This is a genomic window from Thiocapsa sp. C2-2m (assembly GCF_041903745.1).
Lineage (GTDB): Bacteria > Pseudomonadota > Gammaproteobacteria > Chromatiales > Chromatiaceae > Thiocapsa > Thiocapsa roseilacustris.
In genome coordinates, this window is the sequence record NZ_JBBWVD010000089.1 from 1 (window position 1) to 5,263 (window position 5,263).

The following is a 5,263-nucleotide window of genomic DNA, read 5'->3' on the forward strand; positions in this document are numbered from 1 at the left end:
GGCTGGGGGCTGCGCAGTCGGTTTGGTGCCGGGCCTGATCTCGGGTGGCGGGGCCTTCGGGGGCGCTTGGGCCACGACAGGTTTCGGTGGCGGGGGGCGGCACGGCCCGATCCGCTCGCCGAGCGCTTGCCGGACCGGTCGCAATGTCGGGGCGGACTCGCGCTTGAGGTCGCGTTCCAGGGCGACGAGGCGCGTGCAGTCCGTGCCGGCCTCGGCGAGGCGTCGGGTGTAGCGGTCGATCCGATCGCAGTCGGCGATCGGCGCCTTGAGTGCGTCGCGCGCCTTGGCGAAGCGAGGGTCGCCTTGGTCGGCGAGACCTGCCGCCAACGCGCGTGCCTTGGTGCAGTCACCGCCGATGGCAGCGATCTGCTCCTCCAGCGCGTCGGCCTCGCCGCAGAGCGCCAGCTCGGGTGCCAGGCGGGTGCGGATGTCGAGGAAGCGGAGGTTGTTTCGGTAGGCATCGAGCCCTGCGGCCAATGCTTGGAGAAGGTCACAATCACCGTTGGCCTCGGCGAAGCGCTGCTCGAGGTCGGTCAGGTCCGCGCATTGGCGCAGCGCGATGGCGAGCCTCTCGGCCACGGCGGTGAGCGGCTCGCGGCTCGGGTCATGGCGCGACAGGGTCTCGTCGAGTCCGGCGAGGGCCAGACAATCGTCCTGCGAGCGGGCCAGCTCGCCCTCCAGATGATCGGCCAAGTCGCAGCGTGCGAGGGCCTCGTCGAGCCCGCGTCGGATCTCGATCAAGGGTGGACGGCTTGCGTCCAGCTCGACGAAGGCGGGGGCGCTCTCCCGCGCCAGGGTGCGCAGTGCCGCGCAGTCTTCCGATGCGCCGACCAGCTGCGGGCGGAGCGTCTCGGCGAGACGGCAGGCGGCGAGCGCGCGGTCCAGGCCGATGCGCAGCGCGGCGAGCTCGCGGGCTGGCTCTTCGAGCGTCGCGATCTCTTGGTCCAACTCGGCGACGGCGAGGCAATCGCCGACGACCGCATCGAGGCGTTGGGCGAGTCCTGTGATCCGCGTGCAGGCCGAGATCCGCCGGTCCAGGTCGGCCTTCAGGGCGCGGAAGGGTTCGCGTTCGAGGTCGTAGAAGGCAAGCTCGGCGTCCAAGGCGGGCAGATGATCGCAGGGCGGCTCGGTCGCGAGCCGTTCGGTAAAGAGGGCCGCCTCCTCGCAGATGCCGATCTCGGTGAGGACCGCCATGCGGATATCCGCGTAGCGTTCGTCCTCGCGGTCGATCCGCTCCAGGCGGGAGGCGAGCTCCAAGAGGGGCGCGACCGGATCGCATTGGTTGGCCAACGCGACGGCGAGATCCTCGCGTAACCCTTCTTCGGTCTCCTGCAACTGCCAGAGCCAAACGCCCAGGCCCACGCCAAGCCCCAAAGCGGCGAGTGCGATCAAGCCGAGCACCGGCACAATCCATGCCGGTCGACGCTTCGGTGGCGGCACGGTCGCGGGATCGGGCGCGCCGGCCGCGCGCGGCGGGTGGCCGGGGTCGGTGCCGCCCCAGGAGATCAGCACCGGGGCGCCGCCGATCACATAGACCGCCTCGTCGCCCGGATAGACGATGGCGCGGGTCAGCAGACGTGCCGGCTCGGGATCGTCCGGTTCGCGTCGGGCTAGCTCGTCGGCCAGGTGTGAGATCGCATTCAGGTGATCATCGAGGACGTGCCGCGCCGCCGCCTGCTCCTCGTCGCTCAAAACCGAGAAGGGGCGCGGTTGTCCGGCCAGCTCGCTGGTCCAGGTGACCGTACCCGAGCCGTCGACCGCGATCTCGGGACGGGCGAAGACGGCTGCCGTTGCGCCCGGAAGATGGCGTCGCAGGGTCCGGCCGAGTGCGTCGAACTGCCGCCAGGGATGATCCGGCGCCAGCCGATCCGCAGGAGGACCGGAGTAGATCAGGGTCAGGATACGAACCGAGGGTGTCATCGCGGGCTCCCGAGTGATCGATTAGACTGATTCTAAACCGGGTGCCGGGTGATCCGAGTTGTTTCCGACGAAGGCCCCCGGTGTCGGCATGAGGTTTCATGGGCGGAGTTCCGATCAAGGCCGATCGTCGATATGCTGCACTCTACGAGTGGAGCAGTGCAGAGATTCCGGGACCGTCCGAGATCAGCTTCGTTGTCGTTGTCGTAATCGACCATCGATACGACTCCGACCATGATTCCGACAACGACAACGACAAGGACAACGACAACGACAAGGAACGGTCTCGACACATCTGCCGTGCGGCACTACTAAGACGCGGAGCGGATCATCGGGCTTTCCGCGTTGCGCAATGGTCTGTCGGAGCGTAGCAATCACAGGAGCCGGGATGACTGGAATGCACCTGAAAATGCGGTTGAGTGTCTGGCTGCTGCTGGCCGCGGTGGCGATGACTGTGGTGCCGGTCTTTGCCGAGCCGTCGACCGATCGCTCGCCCTTGCTGCAGGCCGGGAAGAAGACGCTCTTTCAGCGGGTGCTGACCCGTCCGGGGGCGATGCTGACCGAGCAACCGGGCGGCGATGCCGGGCGTCCTGTCGATGCCTTCTCGCGCTTCTACGTCTATGCCGAGACCGAGCGCGACGGACAGCGCCTGCTTGAGGTCGGGGTCGACACCAAGGGCAAGGTCAGCGGCTGGCTGCGGACCGGGGACACGGTGCCCTGGATTCAGCAGATGGCCTTGGCCTTCACCAATCCGGGCGCCGCGCGCGAGCGCGCCCTGTTCTATGATTCCTGGGATTCACTGAACGGCTTGCTGGCGCTGCCGGATCCGGCCGCCGAGGTCGGGCCGCTGACCCGCAAGATCGCCGAGGGCGGGCGCGATCCGCGCGTGGTCGCGATCGAGCCGGATCGCTTCATCGATATCAACTCACGCTTCTATCTGCTGCCGATCCTTGACTTCGAGGAGGTCTTCACCGATTCGGGTCATCTGATGCGTGGGCTCAAGGTGGCCTCGGTCACCGAGACGGCGGCCCCGACGAGCACGCCGCCTCCGGACGACAGCGCCGAGCCGGTAACCCAGCTCGGCAGCTTCCGCGCGGCGGTGGTCTTCATCATCGACTCGACGGTCTCGATGCAGCAGTACATCGACGAGGCGCGCGCAGCGGCGGAGCAGGTCTACAGGCGGATCGAGGGCTCGGGGCTTCTGGACAAGGTCTCCTTTGGTCTGGTCGCCTTCCGCGCGCCGACCGCCGATCCGGCCACGGCCAAATCACTGGAGTATGTTTCGCGGATGTTTGTCGACCCCGCGGAGGTCTCCTCGGGGCTCGAGTTCCTGACCCGCGCATCCAAGGTTACCGAGGCGAAGGTCTCGACGGACCGATTCGACGAGGACCCTTACGCGGGCGTCATCACTGCCCTGGAAGAGATCCCCTGGAACCGTTTCGGCGCACGCTATGCCGTGCTCATCACCGACGCCGGTGCGCTCGAAGGCGATGCCTCAACCACGGGTCTGCATGCCGAGCAGGTGCGTTCGGAGGCGGCCGAGAAGGGGGTCGCCCTCATGGTGCTGCATTTGAAGACCGCGATGGGCAAGACCAATCACGCCGCGGCCGAGGCGCAGTATCGGACCCTGGCGAACAACGCCGCGATCCAGCGCAGCCTCTATTTCTCGGTGCAGGACGGCCCTGCCGCGGCGCTAGGTAAGGCGGTTGCCACTCTGTCCGATACCGTGATCGAGAGCATCGAGGCGTCTGCACGCGGCGATCTGGCGCCGGGCAGTGCGCGTGCCGCTACGGCAACCGCAGCCCTGCCGACTCCCGGCGTTGCGCAAGACCCCGAGACCGCCTCGCTTCGGGAGGCGACCCGAGCGCTCGGTCACGCCATGCAGCTCGCCTATCTGGGCCGGGAGGAGGGCACCCGCGCCCCGTCGGTCTTCGAGGGCTGGATCAGCGACAGCGATCTTGCCGACCCCACGGTGCGAACGGTCGACGAACGGGTGTTGATCACCAAAGACCAGTTGAGCGATCTGCACGGGATCCTCAAGCAGATCGTCGACGCCGCGGATGCCGGGATGCTGAAACCCGACGCCTTCTTCGATAGCCTGCGCTCCATCGCCGCCCAATACGGACGCGATCCGGCCCTCGCCGCGAGCCCGCAGGCGACCAAGCTGGCGGATCTCGGTCTGCTCGGGGAGTACCTCGACGGCCTGCCCTACAAGAGCGACGTCATGACGCTAGATCAGGACACCTGGTCGCGCTGGGGCACGCAGCGTCAGTTCGAGTTCGTCAGCCGGCTCAAAGGCAAGATCAAGCTCTACGAGCGCTACAACGCCGACACGGACCGCTGGGTGAGCCTGGCCGAGGGCAGCCCGGCGGGCGAATGGGTCTATCCGGTGCCGCTGCGCGATCTGCCCTGATGTCTCCTCGGATGTGGCCGCGGATGGCACCTGCCGATGCCTTGCCCGCTCGGGCGATATCGCCCGATGTTCGCGATGCGCCGACCGACGTTCCTCTGATCGAAGCGACCGGACTGGGCTATCGCTACGGGCACGGCAGCGGGTCATTCGAGGTCAGTGTGCCGTGCTTGAGCATCGCCCGCGGCGAGACGTTGGCCATCACCGGGGAGAGCGGGAGCGGCAAAAGCACGGTGCTGGAGCTGCTCGGGCTTGCCGCGCCGCCGCTGCCGGGGGCGCACTTTCTCTGGCATGCGGCTGCGCCGGTGGATGTGGCTGCGCTGTGGCGCGCCCGCGCCGAGGGCGCACTCGCGCGGATGCGTGCCCGGTCGATCGGTTTCGTGATGCAGACCGGCGGACTCCTGCCCTTCCTCACCGTGCGCGAGAACATCGGCATCAACCGCCGCCTGCTCGGGCTTCCGGTCGAGGACGCGCGGATCGCACACCTGGTGGCGGCGCTTGAGATCGGTGCGCTGCTGGACCGGCGTCCGGCTCAGCTCTCGGTCGGCCAGCAGCAGCGTGTCGCGATCGGGCGCGCACTTGCCCACGGACCGGCGCTGGTGCTGGCGGACGAGCCCTCATCGGCGCTTGATCCGCGGCTCGCGGACCTTGTGCTCGGTCTGCTGCGCGATCTGGCCGTCGAGAGCGGTGCCGCGGTGGTGATCGCGACCCACGAGCAGGGGCGCGTGCGCGCGCTTGGTCTTCGCGAGATCCGGGCGCGTCCGCTCGATGCGCCGGACCGGCTCGGCTCCTGTTTCGAGGACGCGCCATGAACGGTACGGATCGCTCGGGACACGGCTTAGTAACGGCTCAGAAACAACTTAGCCATTCCGTCTCCCCCCTCTCCCCCCCTCTCCCCAACCCCTCTCCCGCGAGGGGAGAGGGGCTAAGATGGAC

At 68.0% G+C, this 5,263-nt stretch carries 3 protein-coding genes; 2 read left to right on the forward strand and 1 reads right to left on the reverse strand.

Features of this window, described 5'->3' with window-relative positions; translation table 11 throughout:
• Positions 1–1,920, reverse strand: a 1,920-nt coding sequence (locus AADX97_RS28510) for a hypothetical protein (RefSeq protein WP_374239360.1), incomplete at its 3' end; no start/stop codon positions are given.
• 394 nt (positions 1,921–2,314) lie between these two features.
• Here AADX97_RS28510 and AADX97_RS28515 point away from each other — a divergent pair.
• The gene (locus AADX97_RS28515) at positions 2,315–4,330 is read left to right on the forward strand and encodes a vWA domain-containing protein (protein WP_374237543.1); all 2,016 of its coding nucleotides are present in this window, start codon (positions 2,315–2,317) and stop codon (positions 4,328–4,330) included.
• A gap of 23 nt (positions 4,331–4,353) precedes the next feature.
• Positions 4,354–5,139: an ABC transporter ATP-binding protein gene (locus AADX97_RS28520; RefSeq protein ID WP_374237542.1), complete on the forward strand. Its 786-nt coding sequence runs from the start codon at positions 4,354–4,356 to the stop codon at positions 5,137–5,139.
• Positions 5,140–5,263: the final 124 nt, after the last annotated feature.